The following is a 21,899-nucleotide window of genomic DNA, read 5'->3' on the forward strand; positions in this document are numbered from 1 at the left end:
CTTTTAACGCTGAAATACAATCTTGCCGCCGACCATCGTCATATCGGCGGTGATGTCCTTGATCTGGTCGTCCGGCACCGTCATGAAGTCGGCGGAGAGCACCACGAGGTCGGCCAGCTTGCCGGCCTCCAGCGTCCCCTTCCGCGTTTCCTCAAACATGTAGCGCGATGCCGCGCTAGTATAGAGGCGAAGCGCCTGTTCGCGCCCGATCGCTTCGGATGCGCCGTAGACCTGGCCGGCCGGGTCCTTCCGCGTCACCATGATATACATCGTGAGGAACGGGTTCAGCGGATTGACCGGGAAATCGGTGCCTGCGCCGAGATTCTCCAGTCCCATTTTCTCGATCAAAGTGCGCGTCGGGACCGCACGATCCGCGGTCGGCCTGCCGAGGAAACGCGCGACCGTCGCCGCCTTGTCCCACATGAAGGCGTTCTGGAAATCGATCCGCGCCCCGACGCGGCGTGCCCGCTCCATCTGTTCGGGGCGGATCAGGCTGGCATGGATCAAAACGAAGCGGCGATCCTTGATCGACTTTTCCTTGTCGGCGGCTTCGAACGCATCCAGCACCTGATCGACGCCGAGGTCGCCAACGACGTGAACGCCGACCCGCCAGCCGCGAAGGTTGGCGATCGATACCAGCTGCTTCAGCCGTTCGGGCGTAACCTGCGCGATTCCATGATAATCGTCATGCGAGTCCGGATAGGCGTCGCGCATCATGGCCGTCTTCAGGGTCATGCCGCCGTCGTAGAAGATCTTGATGCCGCCGAGCTTCAACCAATCGTCGCCGAAACCCGAAGTGGCGCCGTTGCCGCTCATGATGGCGTCCCACCCGGCCGAATCTGCGGGCGGCTCCGGTCGAAACATGGTTCCGACCCGCACCGTCGCATCGCCGGCCAGAGCGAGCTTCTGCAGAATCTGCGTGTCACGCGCGCTTGTCGCCCCCTCGACGACGCTGGTGATACCGAGGCGGTTGAGCGCGGCCTCGGCGAGACGATATTGCCGCAACTCCTCGTCTTCGGTGTAGGGCGGCACGATGTTCTCGACCAGCGGGATCGCCGTCTCGACGAGCACGCCATTGATGTCGCCGCTCGCGTCCCGCTCGAACGCGCCGCCGGCTGGATCCGGCGTGCTCTTGCTGATGCCCGCCTTCTGCAATGCCAGCGAATTGGCCATCGAAAAATGACCGACGGTCCGCAGATAGACCGGATTGTTGGGGGACACGCTGTCGAGTTCCTGGCGGGTCAGGTAGCGCTTTTCGGCCAGCTGCGACGGCGGATGCCAGCCGCCGGTCGTGATCCACGCGCCGGGCTGCTTCTTCGCAACGAACGCCCGAATGAGATCGAGCGCGCCGGCCACGTCCTTGGCGCCGCCGAGATTGACCACATAGTCGCCGAGCCCGGCCGCCTTGAAATGCGCGTGGGTGTCGATCAGGCCGGGGACCACCGACTTGCCGGCGAGATCGATGACCCGGGTCTGCGGACCGGCCAGCGGCTTGATCGCGGCGTCACTGCCGACCTCGAGGATCTTGCCGTCGCGGATGGCCAGCGCTTGCGCGATCGTCGATTGGCCGTCGAGGGTGAGGATCTTGCCGCCCGTCAGGACGACCTGGGGCGCGTTCGGGTCAGATTGCTGCGCCACCGCCGGCAAGACGGAGGCGCCAATTGCAATGGCTCCTGCAATCAGACATTTCGCACCCAGATGCATCCCGCCGCTCCATCAACAATGTTCAATAGACGAACGAATGTGCGAATATTATCGTTAGACTAATTCCAGGCAAGCAGAATTTTGCAGCAGGATTTGCCGCGTCACTGAGCAAATGCAGCAATTCGCGCCTAAAGCATCACCTTGCGCGGAACGAACACTTGTTCAATATACGGACGCAATTCGGGAGTTGATGATGTCGAAGACTTTGAATTCGCGTACGGATCGGACCCAGGGAGCGCGCTCGTGAGCGGCCTCGTGATCATCGGCGCCTCTTATGCGGGCGTCCAAGCCGGCATCAGCGCGCGCGAGAAGGGCTATCAGGCGCCGATCCGCATCGTCGCCGATGAAATCCATCTGCCCTATCAGCGTCCACCCTTGTCGAAGGCATTCCTGTCCGGCGATGTGGCGCACAACAGCCTTTTCCTCCGCGGCGAGGACTATTTCAAGACCCAGGGCATCGAACTGGTGCTCGGCCATCGCGCCATCGGGCTCGATCGTGCAGCCGGCCGGATCGCACTGGACGGCGGCGACAGCCTGCCTTTCGATCAGCTTGTCATCGCCACCGGCTCACGCGCGCGGCGCCTCAGCGTGCCCGGCCATGAGCGCGACGGCATCGTCTATCTGCGCACCCTTGATGACGCGCTGCATCTCAAGCCGCGGCTCGAAGCAGCCAACGATGTTGTCATCGTCGGCGGCGGCTTCATCGGCCTCGAAGTGGCATCGACTGCTGCCAAGGCCGGCAAGAAGGTGACGCTGATCGAGGCGCAGTCGCGCCTGCTGGAGCGCGCGGTATCGCCGCTGATCTCGCAATTCCTTCTGGATAGCCATCGCTCCCATGGCCTCGACATCCGCTTCAACGAATCCGTCATTGCCATCGAAGGCAACAGCGCCGTGCATGAGGTCGTCTGCTCCAGCGGCCTGCGGGTGCGCGCCGATCTGATCGTCGCCGGCATTGGCGGCATCGCCAATGACGAGCTGGCCGCGCAGGCCGATATCACCTGCACCAATGGCATCGATGTCGACGAACATGGCCTGACCAGCGTGCCGAACATCTATGCCGCCGGCGACGTCAGCAATCACCACAACGGCTTCGCCGGCCGCCGCGTCAGGCTGGAAGCCGTGCAGAACGCCACCGATCAGGGCAAGGCTGTGGGTGCGATGATCGCCGGCAAGCCGGAAGCCTATGACGCAGTGCCGCGTTTCTGGTCGGATCAATATGACGCCAAGCTGCAGATCGTCGGCCTCTCCGCGCCGACCGACAGCGCGGTGATCCGCGGGTCGATGGATGATGGCAAGTTCTCGGTGTTTTATTATCGCGACGGCAAGCTCACCGCCGTCGACAGTATCAACCGGCCGGGCGACCAGATGATCGCGCGTCGCCTGATCACCGCGTCACTGTCGCCAACACCAGAACAAGCCGCCGATCTGTCATTCGATCTGAAAAAATTCGAAGCAGGCAAATAGGGCGGACCCACGGCTCATGCCCAAGATCAAGCGCCCCGACGACGAACGCGGCAATACCGACTTCATCGAGAGCCTCGATCGGGGCTTGAGGGTGTTCGAACTGTTCGGCGCACATTCGCGCCCGATGACGCTGAGCGACGTCGCCAAGGCCGCCGAGCTGCCGCGTGCCACTGCGCGCCGCATCCTGTTTACGCTGGAACGCAAAGGCTATGTGACCACCGACGGCAAGCTGTTCGCGCTGTCACCGCGCGTCCTGGCGCTGGCTGGTTCTTACATGACGTCCAATCAGGTCGTCACCATCCTGCAACCCGTGCTCGACAGCATCTCCAGCGACGCGCAGGAGATTTCGTCGCTCGCGGTGCTCGAGGGCCACGAGGTGATCTTCGTCGCCCGCGCCAGCCCGGCGCGCGTGTTCTCTGCCGGCATCGATCTCGGCTATCGGCTGCCCGCCTTCTGCTCGTCGGTGGGCCGCGCCATGTTGGGCAAGTATTCCAACGACGACCTCACCGCGACGCTGGATGCCATGGACCTCGTGGCAATGACGCCGTTCACGGTCATCGACAAGGAACTGCTGAAGGCCACCATCATCACCGACCGCGAGAAAGGCTATTCGCTGGTCGACCGCGAGGCCGAACCGGGCTTCCGCTCGATCTCCGTACCCGTGCGGCGCTACGATGGCGCCATCGTCGCCGCCATCAATATGGGCGCCCATGTGGACCGCGTCTCCACCGGGGAAATGATCGACCGCTTCCTGCCGCTGCTGCGCGACGCCGCGGATTCGGTGAAGCCGCTGCTTCTTTAACGCTGCCCCCTCATCCTGAGGAGCGGCCACTTGGCCGCGTCTCGAAGGATGAGGAGCCCTACACTCATGGTTCGAGACGGCGCCAAGTGGCGCCTCCTCACCATGAGGTCCGAGATTGAACACGCACCAGGAATTGTCGTCTCATGCCCCATATCGTCATCGAACATTCCACCGACGGCCATGGCGACGCGCTCGACATCGCCAGCCTGATGCAGGCGTTGCACAATGCCGGCGCCGCCACCGGGGTAATGAAGGCCGCCGACATCAAGGTGCGCGGGATCCCATATGCGCATCACCTGATGGCCGGCCGGGCCGAAGGCTTCTGCCACCTGTCGGTCTCGATGCTGGAGGGCCGCACACCCGAGCAGAAAGTCGCCGTGAGCGAGGCGTTGCGCGCGGCAATGGTTTTGCTGCTGCCGCACACCAAAAGCCTCAGCGTCGATATCAGGGATATGGACGCGGTCGCCTACAAGAAGCGCGTGAACGATTAGAGCCGCGCTAACTGCCTTCTCCCCGCCTGCGGGGAGAAGGTGGCGTCGCGAAGCGACGACGGATGAGGGGGAGCCTCCGCAGGCGCGGAGCGAATGGAGAGCCCCCTCACCCGACTTCCACACGCTTCGCGCGTTGCAGTCGACCTCTCCCCGCAAGCGGGGAGAGGTCAGGCACTCCCCAAAACGAAAACGGCGCGGCATCCCCAGGGAATGCCGCGCCGTCCTCAATTCTGGTCGGCTGCGGTCACCTCATGGGCGACCGCGCCGAGGGTCCGCTTAGACCGCGTCCTTCGCAGCCTTGACCGGGCGGGCGCGCACGATCTTGCGGGCCGGCTTGGCCTTGAAGGTCATTGCTTCGCCGGTGAAGGGGTTGGTGCCCTTGCGTGCCTTGGTGGCGGGCTTCTTGATGACGACGAACTTGGCGAAGCCGGGAACGAGGAACACGCCGCTCTTCTTCAGCTCTTTATAGCCGAGGGTCGCCATGGTCTCGATAACGCCCTTGACGTCCTTCTTCGAGAGCTCAGTGGTCTCAGCGATTTTCTCGATGAGCTGCGACTTCGTCATTTGGTCTGCCATTTTGCACCTTTTGGTTTGCCGTGATTCGGTGAGACAGACACTATGAGGAATTACGGGAAAAAACCCGTGCTCAATGAAATTTTCACAGATTTTGCCGGGAAAAATGATGTTTTTTGACCATCAAACCCCGATTCGACTTGTACGGCAGGGTTTCAGGACCCTCGCAAGCGCAAAATACTTAGATTAAGGGGCCTACGGAGTCGCGGCAGGCGACAGAAGCGCACTGCAAAAATCACCCCCAGATTCGCCCCCTCACCACATGGTCTGGCGCGCCCTTTCCGGCCATTGCCGATCGTATTCCGGACCACCGACCCGGCGCTCGCTCATCTCCGCCAGGATCTCGCCGGGCGTCGGCAGGGTCTTCGGATCGACGCGTTTGTCAGGGTTCCAGAGATCGGACCGCACGATGGCGCGGGCGCATTGGAAATAGATCTCTCCGACCGTCATCACGATAACCGTGCGGGGAGCCTTCTCCTCCACGGCGAAGGACGCCAGCAGGTCCGGGTCCGTTGAGAGATGCGCCGTCCCGTTGATGCGGAGCGTGGTGCCGGCACCAGGGATCAGAAACAGCAGCGCGATCTTGGGATCGCGCACGATGTTGCGCAGAGAGTCCACGCGATTGTTGCCGCGGCGGTCCGGCATCATCAAGGTGCGCTCGTCATGGATCCGGACGAAGCCCGGTTTGTCGCCGCGCGGTGAGCAATCCAGCCCCTCGGGGCCGGTGGTCGCCAGTGCGGCGAAGGGCGAGACCTCGATCAGCCGCCGATACTGCGCCGTTACGCAGTCGGCTACCTTGGCGGTGGATGCTTCGCCGATGTCATCGAGACGGCCGTAGATCTGTTCGAGCTGCTCGATGGTTTCGATCACCGACATGGCCGCACTGCCCTCCGCCGTATCTATTGACCCCGGATGACCCGTATCAGGTCATCCGCATGATCTTCCGCGACACCAATATTGTTGATCGTGACGTCGGCACCTGATGTCTCGACGCTGCGCTTGAGCCGATCGCCGATCGGGCCATCGGTTGAGCGTCCCCGCGCCGCAAGTCGCGCCGCAAGCACTTCCGGCGGCGCCGTGATCGACACTACGACGACATCTTCATAAGCGGCACGTAGCGCCGGGATCACCGTCCGTGAGATATTGGCAACGACATTGCGGCCGGCGCGAAGCGCATCATCGATCGAGCGCGGAAGTGCATAAGAAAGACCATGCGCTTCCCAGTGGACGGCGAAGGCGCCGCTGGCCTGTGCCTGACGGAACGCCTCCGGCGTGACCTGCGCATTATTCTCGAATTCCGACGCCTCGCGCGTCACCACGCGGCGCGTGAACACCACATTGTCGTCATCCGCGCAGGCGGCCTGCGCCAGACCGATCAGCGTATCCTTGCCGGCACCCGACGGGCCGACCACCAGCACCAACCGGCCGGGGCCGATCCGGCCTGCTTGCGCTTCGGATATCGCCGCGGTGTCGGTCATGCCACCCGATGTCCTTCGCGCCAGACATTGCGCACCACCGGTACCTCATGCGCCACATGGACGCGGATCACGTCGGCGCGCTTGCCGACCGCAATCTCGCCGCGGTCCATGAGCCCAACGGCTTCCGCGGGCCGCTTGGTCACGGTGCGGATCGCGCTCGCCAGATCTATCGAGGATACCTTGCTCGAGAGCTGCAGGGCTCCCATCAGAAGGCTCGACGGCACATAGTCCGACGACAGAATATCCAGCATGCCTTCGCGGGCGAGATCGATCGCCGCGATATTGCCGGAATGCGAGCCGTTGCGGACGACATTCGGCGCTCCCATCAGGATGCCGATGCCAGCCTTGTGCAGTCCTTGGGCCGCTTCCAGCGTCGTCGGGAATTCGGCCACCGAGACCTTGTCTCCAACGGCTTCGGTCACGTTGTCTTCCGTAGTGTCGTCATGGCTCGCCAGCGGAATATTGCGCCCGTGAGCCAGCGCCACGATCGCCCGCATATTGCCTGCCGCATATTGCTGCTGGCAAGCCAGGCGTTGCGCGAACATCACATCGAGCTCGGCATCGGACTTGCCGCCCTTGCCGCGATAGTATGTGCGCAGCTTTTCTTCGTCGCGGAACTGGCGCTGCCCGGGCGTATGATCCATCAGCGACATCAGCCGGACGTTCGGCTTCGCCAAGAGTGCCTTCGCTTCCTCGACCACGGTCGGCATCGGAATCTCGCAGCGCAGATGCAGGAAGTGATCGACCCGCAGGAGACTGGCTTCGCCGGCAGAGGCAATCGAATCCACCAGCAAGCCGGCGTAGCTGTCGATGCCCTGGCTTGAGTCCTCGCAGCCGACCCGCACCGAGTCGAGCACCGTGGTGATGCCGGACGTGGCAAGTTGACCGTCATAGGAGACGACGGCAGCGATGGGATCCCAGAACACCTTTGGCCGCGGCATGAAATGGGCTTCGAGATGATCGGTGTGCAATTCGATCAGGCCGGGCATAATCAGATCGCCGCGCGCATCGTCGCTACCGCGTGGCGCATCACCCTCGCCGAATTCGGCGATGCGTCCACCAGCGAAGGCGATCCAGCCCTTGTCGATGACGCGGTCGGCAAGAACGATCCTGGCGTTGCCGATGACGGTTTCGGTCGATGATGCGGTCATGGTTCTCTTTCTCAGGCAGCAGCGGCGAAGGATGCGACGTCCACCAGCCGATCGGCGATCAAGTGCCGCACTTCGTCGTCATGCACAATGGCAACCATGGCGACGCCGGCACGTTTTTTCTCGGCGACCAGTTCAACGACCACGGCTCGGTTGGCGGCATCGAGCGACGCGGTCGGTTCGTCCAGCAACAGGATCGGCAGATCGGAGATAAAGCCACGCGCGATATTCACGCGTTGCTGCTCACCGCCGGAAAAGGTCGAGGGCGGCAGCTTCCACAGCCGCTCCGGAATGTTGAGGCGCTTAAGCAATGCACCGGCACGCGCACGCGCCTCCTCGCGCGTTATGCCAGCAGCGAGCAGCGGCTCGGCCACGACATCGATGGCGGCGACACGCGGCACCGCGCGCAGGAACTGGCTGACATAGCCGATGGTGTCACGGCGCACACCCAGGATCTCGCGCGGCTCGGCGGTGGCGATATCGATGACATCACCGTTGTGGCGCACTCCGATGGTGCCGCCGTCGCAGCGATAGTTGCCGAAGATCATCTTCAGGATCGACGATTTGCCGGCCCCCGACGGACCGGACAGCACGACACATTCGCCCGGTGCCACATGGAACGAGACGTTGCGCACCACCGGCAGGCGGATGCCGTCCTGCAGATGCATCACGAAGGTCTTTTCGGCGTTGCGGATATCGATCATCGGAATCATCTTGACCTCACGCCGGCAGGATCGAGGAAACGAGCAGTTGCGTATAGGGCTCTCTGGGATCGTCGAGCACCTGATCGGTGAGCCCCGTCTCGATCACGCGACCGCCCTGCATCACCATCACGCGATGCGACAGCAACCGCGCCACCGCGAGATCGTGCGTCACAACGACGGCCGAGAGACCGAGCTCGCTGACCAGCGTGCGCATCATGTCCAGCAAGCGCGCCTGCACGGAGACATCGAGACCGCCGGTCGGTTCGTCCATGAACACGAGACGCGGTTCGGTGACGAGGTTGCGCGCGATCTGCAGCCGCTGCCGCATGCCGCCGGAATAGGTCCGCGGCGCATCGTCGATACGCTCGGGCGAAATCTCGACGCGCTCGAGCCACGAGGTCGCGGTATCACGAATCTTGCCGTAGTGGTTCTGACCGACGGCCATCAACCGCTCGCCGACATTGGCGCCGGCCGAGACTGCCATGCGCAGTCCCATCGCCGGGTCCTGATGCACAAAGCCCCAGTCGGTGCGAAACAGGAAGCGCCGCTCGGCTTCGCCCATCGCCGCGAGATCGCGGGTCACGCCGTCGCGCATCCGGTAGGAGACGCTGCCGGTGGTCGGCGCTAACTGGGCGGAGAGGATCTGCAGCAGTGTCGATTTGCCGGACCCGGACTCGCCGACGATAGCCAGCACCTCGCCGGAATAGAGTTCGAAGGACACGTCGCGGCATGCCGCAAGACGGCCATAAGATTTTCCGAGGTTTGCCGCAACGAGCAACGGCTCGTCACTCGCAGCCGCGCGCGCCCCCGGTACAGTTGAATTCGCTGTCACATCAAGCATTTGCGCTCTCCGCATAGGGCGCAGCATTCTCGCTGCCGCGATACCCCTGTGATTGCCGCGTTTCGCAATAATCGGTGTCGGAGCAGACGAACATCCGGCTGCCCTTGTTGTCCGTGACGATCTCGTCGAGATAGCTATCCTCGGCGTTGCACAGTGCACAGCAGGCCTTGTGCTTGTAGGGCTCGAATGGATGATCCTCGAAATCCAGCGACACCACCGATGTGTAAGGCGGGATCGCATAGATGCGCTTCTCGCGGCCGGCGCCGAACAGCTGCAGCGCCGCGCAATTGTCCATCTTCGGATTGTCGAATTTCGGCGTCGGCGACGGGTCCATCACGTAACGCGCATTGACCTTCACCGGATAGGCATAGGACGTGGCGATATGGCCGAAGCGGGCGATGTCTTCATACAGCTTTACATGCATCAAGCCGTATTCGGCGAGCGCATGCATACGCCGCGTCTCTGTCTCGCGTGGCTCGAGGAAGCGCAGCGGCTCGGGGATCGGCACCTGATAGACCAGCACCTGATGCGCCTGCAGCGTCGCTTCGGGAATGCGATGCCGTGTCTGGATCACAGTCGCATCGCCCGTGCTCGTGGTCACGGCAACGCCGGCAGTTTTCTCGAAGAATTTACGGATCGAGATCGCATTAGTCGTGTCGTCGGAGCCCTGGTCGATCACCTTGAGTTTGTCGATGGGACCGAGGATCGCCGCCGTGACCTGCACGCCGCCGGTGCCCCAGCCATAGGGCATCGGCATTTCCCTGCTGGCGAACGGCACCTGATAGCCGGGGATCGCGATCGCCTTGAGAATGGCGCGGCGGATCATCCGCTTGGTCTGCTCGTCCAGATAAGCGAAGTTATATGTCGGCGCGTTCATTCCGCGGCCTCCTGAAGAGCAACGGGCGTCTCGTTGGCATCGGCGAATTCCTTGCGCAGCTTGCGGAGCAAGCCGAGCTCGGACTGGAAGTCGACATAATGCGGCAGCTTCAGATGCTCGACGAAGCCGGTCGCCTGCACATTGTCGGAATGCGACATGACGAATTCCTCGTCCTGCGCCGGCGCCTTGATGTCCTCGCCGAGTTCGCGTGCACGCAGCGTGCGATCGACCAGCGCCATCGACATCACCTTGCGCTCAGACTGGCCGAAGGCGAGACCGTAACCGCGGGTAAAGCAAGGCGCCTCGGTATCCGAGCCCTTGAACTGATTGACCATCTGGCACTCGGTCAGCGTGATCGAGCCAAGCGGCACGGCAAAGCCGACATCCTCGGCCATGAATTCGACCTCGACTTCACCGAGGCGAATCTCGCCGGCGAAAGGATGGTTACGGCCATAGCCGCGCTGCGACGAATAGCCGAGCGAGAGAAGAAAGCCTTCATCGGCCCGCGCGAGATTCTGCAGCCGCAGATCGCGGTCTGCCGGGAAGCTCAGCGCGTCGCGCGTGAGATCGCCGACCGGCTTCTCGGGATCTTCGATGGGCGACGTTTCAATCAGGCCGTCGCGGCCAAGAATATCGGTGACGCGCGGCATCACGCCCGGCTCTGCATCGGTCATGGCCGGCTGCTCGGGCGAGGATTCGCCGGTCAGCACCGGATCGAGCAGACGATGCGTATAGTCGAAGGTCGGGCCGAGCACCTGGCCGCCCGGCATGTCCTTGAAGGTCGAGGAGACGCGGCGACGCACCTGCATCTGCGACGTATCGACGGGTTCACTCGAACCGAACCGCGGCAGCGTCGCGCGGAAGGCGCGCAGCAGAAAGATCGCCTCGATCATGTCGCCGCGTGCCTGCTTGATGGCCAGCGCCGCGAGCTCGCGGTCATAGAGCGAGCCTTCGGTCATCACGCGATCGACGGCGAGACCGAGCTGATTGGAGATCTGTGCCAGCGATACTTCCGGCACATCGCGATCACCCCGGCGCTCATGAGCCAGCAGACGATGCGCATTCTCGATGGCGCGTTCGCCACCCTTGACGGCGACATACATGCTCAGCCCTCCTTCGCGACAAGACGCGTGGTACGCGGTAGCGCGACAATGGATTCGCCGGAGACCAGCACGAGGTCGATGCCGCGGGGAAACAGCGAGGCATTCAGCGCGAGACGATCCAGCAGATCCGGCACACCGATCGCAGCACGCAGGATGGTGGCACCATCGATACCCGGACCGCGCAATTCATAGGTCGGGCCTTCAGTCAGGCTCGCCACCTGCAGAACGATCGTGGTGGAGCGATCCGGATATTCGCCGGTGCCGAAGGCGAAGTGCTCGAAGGACGGCAGCGCGGCAGCATCAGCCACCACAGCGAAGGCACACACGGCGGGATCGGCGATGACCGGCGCGCTGGTGTGAAACTTGATCCACTTGGCAACATCCATCGTCGCCGCCAACTTGGCATCGAGCCACACCGGCGTATCCTGATCGAACAGCGTCAGCGCGATGGCCGCCGCGCCGCGCATCATTGGCGCGGGCACGCCCGAAACAGCCTGAATGCGCTGCACGGTACCCGGACGCGCCATCGCATCCATCACCGAACGGAAGGTCGATTGCGCTGCAAGCACCTTGTCCGCGAAACCGGCCGGCATTTCCGCAACTGTCGTCATGATCAGCCCTCCCCGCGCACGAGCGTGTAGAAATCGACTTTGGTTGCCGCCGTCTCTGCGGCCTTGCGCTTGCTATCGGCGACGACGCGCGCGCGCAGCGGCGTGAGCACCTTGGTCTCGACAGCATCTGAAAATTCACTGGTCTGGATGAGTGCATCGCAGAGCGCGATTAGCTGTGCCTTCGCGCCGTCACGACCGAGTGTGTAACCGAAGCCAACCTCGCCGCTGGCAAGCCGTACAGCGGCACGCGACACCGTCGCCTCGCCGAGATTGAATGGCGCGCCATCGCCGCCGATCCGGCCGCGCAGCATCACCAGGCCGTTTTCCGGCTGACGCAGTTGTTCATGGGCGGGAACAGCCACTGCATCGAGATATCCGGCGATATCCGCCGTGCCGGAGTGCCCAAGGACCCCCATCGCCTCACGGCGCCGGGCCTGCTGGTGGTTCAGGGAGGATGAAGTCATGTCACCGCCGCTCAACAAGTTGTATGATTTACTAGACAACTTTATAGGCGGAGGCAATGACCGTTTCGTGACAGCGGCACGATTTTTCGCTAATGCGTGGTCGACATCATTCCGGGACCGATTTTGTGACCATTCAGGACAAGCCAACAGGCGTTGCATTGTGGCGGCACGTCGCCGACGGCATCGAGCGCGGCATTGCAGATGGCCGCTATGGCGCTGGCGAAAAGCTGCCCGGCGAGACCGAACTGGCTGACATCTACCGCGTCAATCGGCACACCGTGCGCCGCGCGCTCGCGACCCTGGCCGAACGCGGCCTGGTGCGCGCCGAGCGCGGCAGCGGCACCTATGTGGAATCGCCAAAGCTTGCATATCCCCTGCGATCACGCACCCGCTTCTCGGAAATTGCCGGTGCCGGCGGGCGCGAGCCGCAAGCGCAATTGATCGGAGCCTGGGACGATGTGGCAACACGCGATCTCGCCAGGCAGCTTGGCCTCAAAGCCGGCGCTCCGCTGATCCGCATTGAAGCCTTGCGGTTGGCGGACAAGACGCCGATCTGCGTCGGCACCAACTGGCTGTCGGCCGAACGCTTTCCCGATTTCGGCAAGGTCTATGAGCGCGTGCGCTCGATGACTAAGGCCCTGGCGCATTACGGCATCAAGGACTATCGCCGCGCCTCGACGAAGGTCACCGCGGGGATCATCGACGCGACCGATGCGACACGGCTTGGTGTCGCCCTCGGGCGTCCGATCTTGATTGTCGATTCCATCGATGTGGATGCCGACGGCACGCCGCTCAGCGCTACGCATTCGCGCTTCGTCGCCGAGCGCGTCGAATTCGTGGTCGATAGCGGTTCGCTTTAGTTAGAACGGGTCGGTGCCGAGACCCGGCACATCGACGGGACGCGGCCCCGGCGCCGGCCACAGGAAACGGCGATCCTTCTCAGCAATGGCCACATCGTTGATGCTCGCCTCGCGGCGGCGCATCAGGCCGGCCTCGTCAAACTCCCATTGCTCATTGCCATAGGAGCGATGCCAGTTGCCGGCGTCATCGTGCCATTCATATTGAAAGCGCACGGCAATGTGATTGCCGTCGAACGCCCACAAATCCTTGATCAGCCGGTATTCGTGCTCCTTCGCCCATTTACGGGTGAGGAATTCGACGATCGCCGGGCGCCCCTGAAAGAACTCGCCGCGATTGCGCCAGGTCGAGTCCTCGGTATAGGCGAGCGACACTTTCACCGGATCGCGTGAATTCCAGGCGTCCTCGGCCATGCGGGCCTTCTGGGCGGCGCTCTCTCGGGTGAAGGGCGGAAACGGTGGACGCGACATGGGACCCTCGGCTTTGCGATGTTGCAGGGATTGTAGCCCTGCCGCATGCGGAGTCGATGCCGTTTCACCTATGGGGCGATTGCTAAATCTGATCGGCCTTCATGGCAATCCGCAGCGCTTTCGGGATCGGCTTGGCGCGGCCGCCGGAGACAAAGGCCACCTTGACCTTGGCCTCAAGCAGCAACTCATCGCCGCGGCGCACTTCCTGACCCAGCATGATCGAGGCGCCCCTCACCTCTTGTGGAACCGTGACGACGTCAAGCAGATCGTCCAGGACTGCCGGTTTTAGAAAATCAATTTTCATCGAACGAACAACGAAGGCAAAGCCGGGCGCATCCTCTCGCGCTTCTTTCAGCAGCTCTTGTTGACTCGTTCCGAGCAAACGCAAGTAATTCGTTCTGCCGCGTTCCATGAAACGCAGAAAGTTTGCGTGATAAACAATCTGGCCGGCGTCAGTATCTTCGAAATAAACGCGAACCCGCATATGATGACGACCGTCGCGAATTTCGCCATCAAGAGAGGCTGTCACAGGGAGATTCCTCTTATCACACTCCGGGGAGTAATCGTCTTGCACAGAGGCACCTTCCTCAGCAAGCGCCAATCGCTTTGGGCTGGAACCTTGCTTGGGATGCACCTGGAATCTTGGTTGCGGGGACGCGCATCTCTTTGTCGAATGGCAATTAGCCGGCGCTGGTCAGTGCCCGGCCGATTCCCGGCTCATTTTCTCCAAAAGACCGCGCATCCCGTCGATCTGCACACCGAAGCCTGCCCAATCCCCAGACCTCAACAGCTTCATTGCCTCGTTATAGCGATCAAACGCCTCCTGCGCCCTGTTTTCCGCAGGGCTCGCACGTGGCATTTCCGTCGCAGCACCCAGCGATGTCGGTGACGCGTTAGTTTCGATGAAAAGCGCGGACAAGGCCTCGGCAAGCGTCTCTTTCATGACGACATGCTCGCCGTAGGCGGCGATCACACGCTTGAGCTCCGGCAAGTGCCCGTGGACCGCGCGCAGGTACAGCGGCGATACGTACAGGATCGAATTCTCGATCGGGATCACCAGCAGGTTTCCGCGGATCACCCGTGAACCCATCTGGTTCCACAACGATATTTGCTGGGAGATCTCCGTGTTCTGATGAATGCGCGCCTCGATCTGGAACGGTCCGTAGACGAGCTTCTCCTTGGGAAATTCGTAGACGATCAATTTTCCATAGTCGGGAGCGTCGCAGCGCGCTGCCAGCCATGCGATCATGTTGTCGCGTCGGCTTGGCACCATGGGGATCATGATAAAGAACTCGGCCTGGGTTTCGCCGGGCAGCCGCATCACGATGTAGTAAGGGACCATCGGCGCGACGCCGTCGCCGGCCGGCTGGCGCGGAAACTGCCAAAGATCCTCCCGGTTATAGAAAACGTCGGCAGATGCCATGTGATAGGTCTGGTAAAGCTGCGCCTGAATCAGGAAGAGGTCCTCGGGATAGCGAATGTGCTTTTGCAGATCGGACGGCATTGCCGCAAACGGCTTGAATAGCCCCGGAAAGATTCGCTGGTAGGTGGCCGCGATCGGGTCCGCCTGGTCCGTCAGATAAAAGTCGACACTGCCGTTATAGGCGTCGATGACGGCCTTCACGGAATTGCGGATGTAATTCAGATTGCGGCCGGGCGCAGGCTGCGCAGAGGGAAAATAGTTACTGGTTGTATAGGCGTCCTGGATCCAGAACATCCGCCCTTCGCTGATGACCAGATAGGGATCGTGGTCGAGGCTGAGGAACGGGGCGATCGTGCGTAACCGTTCCCCGATATTGCGCCGGATCATGATCCGGCTGTCGTCGGTGATGTAACTGGAGAGCAGCAGGTTCATGTCGTTGAAGTGGTGAGCGAAGATGATTTTTCGCACCATCCCCGTCAGCGGCACGCCACCGGCACCGTCGTAGACCGTGTATGCGTTTTCACTCCCCTTCGGATAGTCGAATTCCGGCGTGGTCGTCCTGACGACAACGTAGTTGCTCTCCTCTTGTCCATAATAAATGCGCGGTTCGCGGATCTCGGGACCGCCGTCCGCAACGGGAGGAATATCCCGTAGGTAAAGCAGCGGAAGCCCTTCAGCGCTCTTGTGCATTACCGGGCTCATCACCGCTCCATTGCCGTGGGTGAACAGCAGGTGGAGGTTGACCCACGTCTGGGCGTTCGGCGGCAGCAGTGAGGATCTGAGCTCGCGTGCCGACAGCATCACGCTCTGGTAGGTGCCGCGAAGCCAGTAGCGGTCGACATCCAGGTCATTTAATTTGTAGTAGGTGCGTATCTCCTGCAGCTGGGCGTAGGTATCGGCTAGCGGCTGCCCGTCCCACAATCTGATGTTCTCGATGGTCGCCTTGTTGGCTTCGAGTGTCGCGAAGGTAAGGTCCTGTTCGGCAGGAAAGGGCTTGGCGGCGATCTTGTCGAGATTATAGGCTTCCCTGGTCAGACGGATGCTGCGCTCGATGTAGGGCCGCTCCAGTTCCAGTTCGTTCGGTTTCACGTAGAAGCGCTGAAACAGCGTCGGGATCACGCCGGACAGCAGGAAAGCGCCCCCGAAGACGAGCAACATCGCGGCAGTGGGGAGCCAGTAGGTACGCGCCCACAGGTTCGCCCACGCGGCGCATGCCGCAACGATCGAAAGCCCGATCAGCAACCAGAGAACGGGTAGCTGAACGTGGACATCGGTGTAGCTCGCGCCAACCACTACGCCATTGTCTCCGTAGAGCAGCAAATAGCGGTCGAGTCCGTAGGACCATGCCTTCACCACAAAGAGCAAGCCGAGCAGCGCCGAGCCGTGAGCAACCGCTGGCGGTGATATCGACCACCGCTGGACCTGGTATTCGATCTGACCATGCAGCCAATAGATCACTGCGGCGAGAAGTGCGCTCATGAACAGCGTTAGCAATGCCCAATTCTTGATGCCGATATAGGCGGGCAGAGAAAACAGATAGAATCCAATATCCTTGTCATACAGCGGATCATTCGCGCCATATGGCACCTGATAGAGGAACTGGAGAATGATGCTCCAGTTGCCGACCTCCTCCCATGCGACAAGCAGAGCGAGGAATCCGGTGCCGCCAGCGATGGCAAGGCGCCATGGCAACCGATCGCGTATGAATTCGAACGGATCGGGCGGCACCGCGGTGGCCGCGAGCTTCCAGTCGAAGTCGACGGGAAGCCGGCCTCGCCGCCGTCGGACAAGAAAAAGTGCCAGCCGGGCGTTCGCCCACGCAATGACGGCAGTTGCCGCGAAGACGACAGAAAAGACTGCGGCTTTCGCGCCGATCGATGTCCAAAAAACCTGCGAATAGCCGACCGTGGAGAACCACATCCAGTCGACCAGGAAGTCGCCGACAATCGCGAAAAGGATCAGGCAAATCCCGGAGAAGATGGCAGTCACAATCACCCCGACCACGGCGTTTCGCCCTGGCGTCTTCCGTTCGGGCCCGGTAATCCCGATCGTCATGAACGGATTATAGCAGAACGGGAGAGGTGGCGGTGCCAGTCTTGAGCCCTCGCACCTGTTTTTTCTGCGTCGGCCTTCCTACATCAGAACTGAGGTGCGCATCGCCTTAAGCGCGCCCAATCGGGAGAGCGCGCCATGAGCGGTGATCTGACGATGTAGTTGTGCTTGAGCGTCCTCGCTAACGGTCGGGATGGCATGCCGAGCGGGCACGGGGGAGGAACGCGGCAGGAGTGCTTGTCATGACTGATTTCGCCGGTCTTGAATCCCGCTTTAGCGCAGGAAACTATGCACCATTGCCGGTCACGATCGTCCGCGGGGCTGGAGTCTACGTGTGGGACGAGGCTGGCAGACGCTACATCGACATGATGGGCGCATATTCGGCGGCAAGCTTCGGCCATTGCCATCCGCGCCTCGTCAAGGCGCTGACAGAACAGGCACAGCGACTGGATACGATCTCGCGCGCTTATTTCAGCGATCGGCTGGGGCCTTTTCTCGCCAAGGCTTGTGCACTTACCGGTATGGACGCCGCGTTACCGATGAACAGCGGCGCGGAAGCCGTCGAGACGGCGCTCAAGGCGGCACGTAAATGGGCCTACAGGGTCAAGGGAGTGCCGACTGACCGGGCTGAAATCATCGTCGCGGAGGGAAATTTCCACGGCCGTACCATCTCGATCGTCGGCTTTTCTTCGCAAACCCAATATCGCGACGGCTTCGGGCCGTTCCCGCCTGGCTTCACATGCGTGCCGTTCGGCGATGCGCCGGCGCTCGCCGCGGCCATTACCTCTGACACCGCAGCCTTTTTGGTCGAACCAATTCAAGGCGAAGGCGGGATCAATGTGCCGCCCCCTGGATATCTCGCTGAGGTCGCGCGCATTTGCAAGGCGAACAACGTGCTGCTGCTGTGCGACGAGATCCAGAGCGGTCTGGGACGCACCGGACGTCTACTCGCGTGTCAGCATGAAGGGGTAACACCCGACGGTCTGATGCTCGGCAAGGCGCTCGGTGGCGGGATGTTGCCGGTTTCGCTTTTCCTCGCCCGTCGCGAGGTCATGCAGGTTTTCACTCCCGGTGACCACGGCAGCACGTTCGGAGGCAACCCGATTGCATCAGCGGTTGGATTAGCCGCCCTCGACACACTGATCGACGAGCGATTGATTGAACGCGCCGCGACTGTCGGCGCGCATCTCCTCGATCGGCTCTCCGCGATCAAAAATCCGATCATTCGCGAGGTGCGCGGTCGCGGTTTGTTTGCGGGGGTCGAGTTACACCGCAACATGGCTAGTGCCGGTACGGTGATCAGCCGCTTGCTTCAGGCGGGCGTGCTGACCAAAGATACTCACCGGAACACGATACGCTTTGCGCCGCCCTTGATTATCGACGAGTCACAGGTGGATTGGGCCGTAGACCGATTGACCGAAGTACTGGACGAGATCGCCGCATCGACGATTCAGGCCTAGCGGCCGCCAATGTTGGGCAACGCTGATCCGCGCGGCGACAATTGCGCCCGAGCTTGTGCTACGGACGAGATCAAAGCGCTCGCGCAGCCGGCGTCCGAGCCCCCCTTCGATCTCTTGGCTCTTAAAAGACCCCACAAAGGCCATGGCGCCGCACCTGCATGCGATGCAGCCGTCGGCGATGGCGCCGTCGAGATGGAAGGTCGTAGAACCGGTCATAACGAAAAGCCGTGAGCTGCGAGTGGCAGCACGTGATCACGCGTCAATGGCGCCAAGACGATAGCCTCAGGCGCAGTTGGATTGATCCAAATCGCTTCGGCGATCTCGGCCTGCGGCGCGATCGCGCCATCCACCTTCACCGCATAAACACTAGCCTGCACGCGCCATCCCGGCTCATTCGCGGCGACGCTGTTGAATTGTCCGAGCGCTTGCGCAGAACCCGGCACCATCCGGCAGCCGAGCTCCTCGCTGATCTCGCGCTCCAGCGCGGCCAGATCGTCCTCGCCGGCATCGCGTTTGCCGCCCGGCTGCATGAAGGCCTCGGTGCCGCGCTTGCGCACCACCAGCATGCGCCCTGCGTCATCGCGGATCAGCGCAGCGACGACGCCGATGATCTTGTCAGTCATTGCGAACTACTCCTCGTCGCCCGAACCGAACAATCCGATCTGGCTCTCATCCCGTTTCGGCTCACTCAGTCCGAGATGCTTGAACGCATGCGAGGTGAGCAGCCGGCCGCGCGGGGTGCGCTGCAGATAGCCGCACTGGATCAGATAGGGCTCGATGATGTCCTCGATGGCATCACGCGGCTCGGACAGCGCGGCCGCCATGGTCTCGACACCAACGGGACCACCGGCATAGTTCATCGCGATGGTGGTGAGATAGCGGCGATCCATCGCATCAAGACCCGCACTGTCAACTTCCAATGCGGACAGCGCGTGGTCGGCGATTTTGCGATCGATCGCTGACGCATCCGCAGCGGAGGCAAAGTCGCGCACACGGCGCAACAGACGCCCGGCGATGCGCGGCGTGCCGCGGGCGCGGCGCGCAATCTCGTTAGAGCCTTCAGGGGTCATGCCGATGTCCAGCACGCGGGCGCCGCGCGTGACGATCTTTTCGAGCTCGTCGATCGTGTAGAAATTCAGCCGCAGCGGAATGCCGAAACGATCACGCAGCGGATTGGTCAGCAGACCCGCACGGGTGGTCGCGCCGACCAGCGTGAATTTCGACAGCTCGATTTTCACCGAGCGTGCCGCAGGGCCTTCGCCGATGATGAGATCGAGCTGGAAATCCTCCATCGCGGGATAGAGCACTTCCTCTACTGCAGGGCTGAGACGGTGGATCTCGTCGATGAACAGCACATCGCGCTCTTCGAGATTGGTCAGCAATGCCGCGAGATCGCCGGCCTTGGCGATCACCGGCCCCGATGTCGCGCGAAAGCCGACACCGAGCTCGCGCGCCACGATCTGCGCCAGCGTGGTCTTGCCGAGGCCGGGCGGGCCCACAAACAATGTGTGATCCAGTGCCTCACCGCGCTTGCGGGCGGCATCGATGAAGATCTGCAGATTCGCGCGCGCCTGTGCCTGGCCGACGAAATCGGACAGCGACTGCGGGCGCAGCGTGGTGTCACCGACATCGTCGGAGCGGCGCTCAGGTGTAACCATGCGATCGGGTGGCGTATTCATGATGCGACGTTACCACGGTGCAACGGCCGCGCGAACCACCAGCACAGGCTGGCTGGAATCACGGCAATGCCCGCGAGCAATGCGGACAGCGACAGCGCTTGCGTGAGCGATCGAACGCCGGGCAAAATCACCGCCGACGATTCCGAGGGCTGAACGAACATTCCAAAACCGATGAAGCCGGCAATGCCGACGCCCGCAGCGAGCCACGCCATCCAGATCGCGTTTTGTCCGGCATAGACGGCCGACAGCGCGAAGACGACGCCGGCACCGAGCGACGGCAGCAGCGCCGCCAATGCAGCGACGAATGCCAGCAGCCACAGTGCAATCGAGACAAGCGATCTGAAACCATCGAGATCGGCGACAGAGAAGATCAATTGCAGGATCGACGCACCCAGACCGACGACGAGCAACGATACGAGCGCAGCCACGGATAGCGAACCGACAATACCGAAGATCGCGACAATGCCGATCACACGGGCGATTCTGGCCAGGCTCACTTCGCCAATTCCTTCAGCCCGAGCTTGATGAGTTGCGCCGTTTCCGCATCCTCGCCTGCGCTGCGCGACGCGGCTGCGACGGCGGCCGCCGCCTGTGGCTGGCCATAGCCGAGATTGACCAGCGCGGAGATCGCATCCCTGACGGCGCCTGGTGCGCGGTTGTCGTCCATCGCACCGGCGAGTTGCGCGACCACCGGATCGACGGACGCAAAGGCCGGCGCCTTGTCCTTCAATTCGCTGACGATGCGCTCGGCCACTTTAGGACCGACGCCCGGCGTGCGCGCCACGGCCGTCTTGTCGCGCAGCGCGATAGCGTTGGCGAGGTCGGCCGGCGGCAGCGTGCTGAGCACGGCGAGCGCGACCTTGGCACCAACGCCCTGCACGGTCTGCAGCAGGCGAAACCATTCGCGCTCCATATCGCTGCGGAATCCGAACAGCTTGATCTGGTCTTCGCGGACATAGGTTTCGATGGCGAGCACCGCAGCTTCGCCCGCCTGCGGCAGTGCCTGCAGCGTGCGAGCGGAACAATGCACCTGATAACCCACGCCCTGTACGTCGAGGATCACATAGTCCTCGCCATAGCTGTCGATCAGGCCTTTGAGCTTGCCGATCACGCGCCGACGACCTTGAGGCGCAGTGCCGTGCTCTGACGGTGATGCGCATGGGTGATGGCGATGGCCAGCGCGTCGGCCGCATCGGCGGATTTCGGCTCAGCCTTCGGCAGCAGGATCTTCAGCATCACCTGGATCTGGTTCTTGTCGGCGTGGCCCGCGCCGACCACGGTCTTCTTCACCTGATTGGGCGCGTATTCGGCGACGGCAATGCCGAACATCGCCGGCGTCATCATGGCGATGCCGCGCGCCTGGCCGAGCTTCAGCGTCGCGACGCCGTCCTTGTTGACGAAGGTCTGCTCCACCGCAGCTTCGGCCGGTTGGAAGTCGCCGAGGATCTTGGCGAGACCTTCATGAATGCCGAGCAGCCGGCTTGCCAACGGCAGATTGTCCGGCGGTTCCACCGAACCGCAGCCGATATAGGTCAGCCGGTTGCCGTCGATCTCGATCACGCCCCAGCCGGTGCGGCGCAGGCCCGGATCGATGCCGATGATACGGACAGGAGGGCGAATCGGAGGGTTTGTCATCCCACAGGGATAACGCCGGAGGGCAGGGAACGAAATAGAAACGCGAAGCCGTCCCAAAGGAA

At 62.3% G+C, this 21,899-nt stretch carries 24 protein-coding genes; 5 read left to right on the forward strand and 19 right to left on the reverse strand.

Annotation, left to right across the window (positions count from 1 at the left end):
- Positions 1-3: 3 nt before the first annotated feature.
- Complete coding sequence (locus tag AB7828_RS13110) at positions 4-1,704, reverse strand: amidohydrolase (RefSeq protein ID WP_441230366.1); 1,701 nt, start codon at positions 1,702-1,704, stop codon at positions 4-6.
- A gap of 243 nt (positions 1,705-1,947) precedes the next feature.
- Between AB7828_RS13110 and AB7828_RS13115 the strand changes: the two genes are divergently transcribed.
- The 3 genes from AB7828_RS13115 (at position 1,948) to AB7828_RS13125 (ending at position 4,461) form a co-directional block, all read left to right on the forward strand.
- Positions 1,948-3,168 (forward strand): NAD(P)/FAD-dependent oxidoreductase, encoded by a 1,221-nt coding sequence (locus AB7828_RS13115; protein ID WP_439059490.1) that lies wholly within the window; start codon positions 1,948-1,950, stop codon positions 3,166-3,168.
- Positions 3,169-3,184: 16 nt separating this feature from the next.
- Positions 3,185-3,970, forward strand: coding sequence for an IclR family transcriptional regulator domain-containing protein (locus AB7828_RS13120; RefSeq protein WP_441230367.1), 786 nt, complete (start codon positions 3,185-3,187; stop codon positions 3,968-3,970).
- Positions 3,971-4,113: 143 nt separating this feature from the next.
- Complete coding sequence (locus tag AB7828_RS13125) at positions 4,114-4,461, forward strand: 5-carboxymethyl-2-hydroxymuconate Delta-isomerase (protein WP_441230368.1); 348 nt, start codon at positions 4,114-4,116, stop codon at positions 4,459-4,461.
- A 276-nt stretch (positions 4,462-4,737) separates the two neighbouring features.
- Here the strand turns inward: AB7828_RS13125 and AB7828_RS13130 are convergent, their stop codons facing one another.
- The 10 genes from AB7828_RS13130 to phnG all read right to left on the reverse strand — a co-directional run bounded on the left by AB7828_RS13130 (position 4,738) and on the right by phnG (position 12,260).
- On the reverse strand, positions 4,738-5,037 hold the full coding sequence (locus AB7828_RS13130) for an HU family DNA-binding protein (protein WP_068735221.1): 300 nt from the start codon (positions 5,035-5,037) through the stop codon (positions 4,738-4,740).
- 252 nt (positions 5,038-5,289) lie between these two features.
- On the reverse strand, positions 5,290-5,910 hold the full coding sequence (locus AB7828_RS13135; RefSeq protein WP_441230369.1) for a pyridoxamine 5'-phosphate oxidase family protein: 621 nt from the start codon (positions 5,908-5,910) through the stop codon (positions 5,290-5,292).
- A 23-nt stretch (positions 5,911-5,933) separates the two neighbouring features.
- Positions 5,934-6,512 carry a phosphonate metabolism protein/1,5-bisphosphokinase (PRPP-forming) PhnN gene (gene phnN / locus AB7828_RS13140; RefSeq protein WP_089265363.1) on the reverse strand — a complete coding sequence of 193 codons (579 nt, stop codon included), beginning with the start codon at positions 6,510-6,512 and terminating at the stop codon, positions 5,934-5,936.
- Positions 6,509-7,663 carry an alpha-D-ribose 1-methylphosphonate 5-triphosphate diphosphatase gene (locus AB7828_RS13145; RefSeq protein ID WP_441230370.1) on the reverse strand — a complete coding sequence of 385 codons (1,155 nt, stop codon included), beginning with the start codon at positions 7,661-7,663 and terminating at the stop codon, positions 6,509-6,511. The genes phnN and AB7828_RS13145 overlap by 4 nt, the downstream gene beginning before the upstream one ends.
- Before the next feature lie 11 nt (positions 7,664-7,674).
- On the reverse strand, positions 7,675-8,373 hold the full coding sequence (gene phnL, locus AB7828_RS13150; protein WP_441230371.1) for a phosphonate C-P lyase system protein PhnL: 699 nt from the start codon (positions 8,371-8,373) through the stop codon (positions 7,675-7,677).
- A 7-nt stretch (positions 8,374-8,380) separates the two neighbouring features.
- A complete protein-coding gene (gene phnK / locus AB7828_RS13155) occupies positions 8,381-9,205 on the reverse strand; it encodes a phosphonate C-P lyase system protein PhnK (protein WP_441230372.1) in 825 nt (274 codons plus the stop codon).
- Positions 9,198-10,082, reverse strand: coding sequence for an alpha-D-ribose 1-methylphosphonate 5-phosphate C-P-lyase PhnJ (locus AB7828_RS13160; RefSeq protein WP_231079744.1), 885 nt, complete (start codon positions 10,080-10,082; stop codon positions 9,198-9,200). The genes phnK and AB7828_RS13160 overlap by 8 nt, the downstream gene beginning before the upstream one ends.
- The gene (locus tag AB7828_RS13165; RefSeq protein WP_089265368.1) at positions 10,079-11,185 is read right to left on the reverse strand and encodes a carbon-phosphorus lyase complex subunit PhnI; all 1,107 of its coding nucleotides are present in this window, start codon (positions 11,183-11,185) and stop codon (positions 10,079-10,081) included. The genes AB7828_RS13160 and AB7828_RS13165 overlap by 4 nt, the downstream gene beginning before the upstream one ends.
- 2 nt (positions 11,186-11,187) lie before the next feature.
- Positions 11,188-11,796 (reverse strand): phosphonate C-P lyase system protein PhnH, encoded by a 609-nt coding sequence (gene phnH / locus AB7828_RS13170; protein WP_441230373.1) that lies wholly within the window; start codon positions 11,794-11,796, stop codon positions 11,188-11,190.
- Between the two features lie 2 nt (positions 11,797-11,798).
- Positions 11,799-12,260, reverse strand: coding sequence for a phosphonate C-P lyase system protein PhnG (phnG, locus tag AB7828_RS13175; protein WP_231079741.1), 462 nt, complete (start codon positions 12,258-12,260; stop codon positions 11,799-11,801).
- 125 nt (positions 12,261-12,385) lie between these two features.
- Between phnG and phnF the strand changes: the two genes are divergently transcribed.
- A complete protein-coding gene (gene phnF, locus AB7828_RS13180; RefSeq protein ID WP_068735417.1) occupies positions 12,386-13,120 on the forward strand; it encodes a phosphonate metabolism transcriptional regulator PhnF in 735 nt (244 codons plus the stop codon).
- On the opposite strand, the gene AB7828_RS13185 is transcribed toward phnF, so the two are convergent.
- From AB7828_RS13185 to AB7828_RS13195, 3 genes are all read right to left on the reverse strand, one after another.
- The gene (locus tag AB7828_RS13185; RefSeq protein WP_441230374.1) at positions 13,121-13,588 is read right to left on the reverse strand and encodes a nuclear transport factor 2 family protein; all 468 of its coding nucleotides are present in this window, start codon (positions 13,586-13,588) and stop codon (positions 13,121-13,123) included.
- Positions 13,589-13,670: 82 nt separating this feature from the next.
- Entirely contained in the window at positions 13,671-14,117 is a 447-nt protein-coding gene (gene ybgC, locus AB7828_RS13190) for a tol-pal system-associated acyl-CoA thioesterase (RefSeq protein WP_175368336.1), read from the reverse strand.
- Between the two features lie 165 nt (positions 14,118-14,282).
- Complete coding sequence (locus tag AB7828_RS13195; protein WP_441230375.1) at positions 14,283-17,066, reverse strand: UPF0182 family membrane protein; 2,784 nt, start codon at positions 17,064-17,066, stop codon at positions 14,283-14,285.
- A gap of 239 nt (positions 17,067-17,305) precedes the next feature.
- On the opposite strand from AB7828_RS13195, the gene rocD reads away from it, so the two are divergent.
- A complete protein-coding gene (gene rocD / locus AB7828_RS13200) occupies positions 17,306-18,523 on the forward strand; it encodes an ornithine--oxo-acid transaminase (RefSeq protein WP_441230376.1) in 1,218 nt (405 codons plus the stop codon).
- Positions 18,524-18,735: 212 nt separating this feature from the next.
- Here the strand turns inward: rocD and AB7828_RS13205 are convergent, their stop codons facing one another.
- Genes AB7828_RS13205 through ruvC form a run of 5 tightly spaced genes read right to left on the reverse strand, consistent with a single transcriptional unit; the run spans position 18,736 to position 21,837 of the window.
- On the reverse strand, positions 18,736-19,146 hold the full coding sequence (locus AB7828_RS13205; RefSeq protein ID WP_441230377.1) for an NUDIX hydrolase: 411 nt from the start codon (positions 19,144-19,146) through the stop codon (positions 18,736-18,738).
- A 6-nt stretch (positions 19,147-19,152) separates the two neighbouring features.
- Positions 19,153-20,202 carry a Holliday junction branch migration DNA helicase RuvB gene (gene ruvB, locus AB7828_RS13210; protein ID WP_231079736.1) on the reverse strand — a complete coding sequence of 350 codons (1,050 nt, stop codon included), beginning with the start codon at positions 20,200-20,202 and terminating at the stop codon, positions 19,153-19,155.
- A complete protein-coding gene (locus AB7828_RS13215) occupies positions 20,199-20,699 on the reverse strand; it encodes a hypothetical protein (RefSeq protein ID WP_441230378.1) in 501 nt (166 codons plus the stop codon). Before AB7828_RS13215 ends, ruvB begins: the two co-directional genes overlap by 4 nt.
- Complete coding sequence (gene ruvA, locus AB7828_RS13220) at positions 20,696-21,313, reverse strand: Holliday junction branch migration protein RuvA (protein WP_441230379.1); 618 nt, start codon at positions 21,311-21,313, stop codon at positions 20,696-20,698. The genes AB7828_RS13215 and ruvA overlap by 4 nt, the downstream gene beginning before the upstream one ends.
- Entirely contained in the window at positions 21,310-21,837 is a 528-nt protein-coding gene (ruvC, locus tag AB7828_RS13225) for a crossover junction endodeoxyribonuclease RuvC (protein ID WP_089265379.1), read from the reverse strand. The genes ruvA and ruvC overlap by 4 nt, the downstream gene beginning before the upstream one ends.
- Between the last annotated feature and the right edge of the window lie 62 nt (positions 21,838-21,899).

Origin of the sequence: Tardiphaga sp. 215_C5_N2_1 (genome assembly GCF_052076055.1) — a bacterium.
Taxonomy (GTDB): domain Bacteria; phylum Pseudomonadota; class Alphaproteobacteria; order Rhizobiales; family Xanthobacteraceae; genus Tardiphaga; species Tardiphaga robiniae.

Bases quoted from the DNA above. Each gene is read 5' to 3' on its own strand.
- AB7828_RS13120 (WP_441230367.1), top strand. From the start codon at position 3,185: ATGCCCAAGATCAAGCGCCCCGACGACGAACGCGGCAATACCGACTTC.
- ruvC (WP_089265379.1), bottom strand. From the start codon at position 21,837: ATGACAAACCCTCCGATTCGCCCTCCTGTCCGTATCATCGGCATCGAT.
- AB7828_RS13160 (WP_231079744.1), bottom strand. From the start codon at position 10,082: ATGAACGCGCCGACATATAACTTCGCTTATCTGGACGAGCAGACCAAG.
- AB7828_RS13130 (WP_068735221.1), bottom strand. From the start codon at position 5,037: ATGGCAGACCAAATGACGAAGTCGCAGCTCATCGAGAAAATCGCTGAG.
- AB7828_RS13110 (WP_441230366.1), bottom strand. From the start codon at position 1,704: ATGCATCTGGGTGCGAAATGTCTGATTGCAGGAGCCATTGCAATTGGC.
- AB7828_RS13135 (WP_441230369.1), bottom strand. From the start codon at position 5,910: ATGTCGGTGATCGAAACCATCGAGCAGCTCGAACAGATCTACGGCCGT.
- AB7828_RS13185 (WP_441230374.1), bottom strand. From the start codon at position 13,588: ATGTCGCGTCCACCGTTTCCGCCCTTCACCCGAGAGAGCGCCGCCCAG.
- phnK (WP_441230372.1), bottom strand. From the start codon at position 9,205: ATGCTTGATGTGACAGCGAATTCAACTGTACCGGGGGCGCGCGCGGCT.
- AB7828_RS13125 (WP_441230368.1), top strand. From the start codon at position 4,114: ATGCCCCATATCGTCATCGAACATTCCACCGACGGCCATGGCGACGCG.
- phnL (WP_441230371.1), bottom strand. From the start codon at position 8,373: ATGATTCCGATGATCGATATCCGCAACGCCGAAAAGACCTTCGTGATG.
- AB7828_RS13145 (WP_441230370.1), bottom strand. From the start codon at position 7,663: ATGACCGCATCATCGACCGAAACCGTCATCGGCAACGCCAGGATCGTT.
- AB7828_RS13165 (WP_089265368.1), bottom strand. From the start codon at position 11,185: ATGTATGTCGCCGTCAAGGGTGGCGAACGCGCCATCGAGAATGCGCAT.
- AB7828_RS13205 (WP_441230377.1), bottom strand. From the start codon at position 19,146: ATGACTGACAAGATCATCGGCGTCGTCGCTGCGCTGATCCGCGATGAC.
- phnH (WP_441230373.1), bottom strand. From the start codon at position 11,796: ATGACGACAGTTGCGGAAATGCCGGCCGGTTTCGCGGACAAGGTGCTT.
- AB7828_RS13195 (WP_441230375.1), bottom strand. From the start codon at position 17,066: ATGACGATCGGGATTACCGGGCCCGAACGGAAGACGCCAGGGCGAAAC.
- phnG (WP_231079741.1), bottom strand. From the start codon at position 12,260: ATGACTTCATCCTCCCTGAACCACCAGCAGGCCCGGCGCCGTGAGGCG.
- ruvB (WP_231079736.1), bottom strand. From the start codon at position 20,202: ATGAATACGCCACCCGATCGCATGGTTACACCTGAGCGCCGCTCCGAC.
- rocD (WP_441230376.1), top strand. From the start codon at position 17,306: ATGACTGATTTCGCCGGTCTTGAATCCCGCTTTAGCGCAGGAAACTAT.
- phnN (WP_089265363.1), bottom strand. From the start codon at position 6,512: ATGACCGACACCGCGGCGATATCCGAAGCGCAAGCAGGCCGGATCGGC.